We start from the raw sequence: 1,275 nt of genomic DNA on the forward strand, positions 1-1,275 counted from the left end.
TTTCTTCTCAGCTTCAGTAACGTCGTTTTCCAATAGTTTTTTACATATGAACACAACTGATTGGTAGACTAGTACTGAATTATTACTATCATCTTTTAATTTATTTTTATACCCCTCAAAAGCTTTTTTATATGAATCAATTGCCTCTTCCTTCTTATTTAAACGCTCATAAAATAAACCTTGAATGTGACAAAGAATTGCATTTTCGCCTCTTATAGTAATAAAGTCTTTCACAGCATCCAATCCTTTTTCAAAGTCTTCTATTTTTTCATACGCTTTTATCCTTCCAACATGTCCTCTTTCAAATTGTTTATCTATTTTTATTGCATTATCAAAAGCATAAATGGCATCTTCATAATTTCCTAAAGTTGCTAAAATCTCTCCTAAATTTGTATATCTTGAAGCAGTCGGGTTCACTTTTATAGCCTTTTCAAGATCATACACAGCTTCTTTTGGTTTTCTTAACTTTAAATTTATTGAACTTCTCAAATCGTAAGCCTGCCCAAATTCTTCCCTCAACTTTATAGCACTATTCACAGCTTCTAATGATTCTTTAAGCTTCCCTTTCATTTGCATTAATATACGTGCTTTAGATAGAAATGTTTCAGGCCTTTTTGGATTTAAACCTTCCAGTTCTACAGCTATGCCTAAGGCTTCTTTAAATTTTTTCTCATCATATAAAGAAGTTAATTTCTTAGCCAATTCATTAATGTCTTTTTCTATATCATTATCTGGAATAATGTCAATCATACCATCTTCTGAAATTACTACAATTACACATTCCCCTTTAACTTCTGTAGCATTCTTATATCTTATAGCTGAATTATACCTAGCTCCCCTCGATGAATCACCTTCTCCAGGTTCTGCATACCCATCTAATATAACTCCAATAGCATGAACATATCCATCAATGTCCATATACAAAGCACCGTCTATATTAGTTATCTTCTCGACTACTTTTTTAAAATTTGAACTATTTTTAATATCTATTTCATTAATTTTTATAGATTGCTCTTTTAATCTTTGAACTTCCGTTCTAGCTATATTTGGTGTAGTAATAACTAATGTAGTCCCATGCTTTTGATTATACGCACATTTTACAATATCAATAATATTGGTAATCTTGCAATCTATCTTCTTACTATGTTGATTTTCTTCCCCTAGTAAGTGCGTATTGAATATATTTTGTAAAGATTCCCTTAACTTAACTTCTGAGAATATATTTTCCACCAGTTCCATTTTCCCATACTTTACACTCAACAGGTTATTCTCTTT

At 30.7% G+C, this 1,275-nt stretch carries 1 protein-coding gene; it reads right to left on the minus strand.

What is annotated here, in order from left to right; all coding sequences use genetic code 11:
• The coding region (locus ACQGSG_RS28960; protein WP_426948750.1) for a tetratricopeptide repeat protein at window positions 1-1,260 on the minus strand (1,260 nt) is incomplete at its 3' end.
• Window positions 1,261-1,275 lie beyond the last annotated feature (15 nt).

The organism is Bacillus sp. GMa5/1 (genome assembly GCF_050172015.1).
Taxonomy (GTDB): Bacteria; Bacillota; Bacilli; order Bacillales; family Bacillaceae_G; genus Bacillus_A; species Bacillus_A cereus.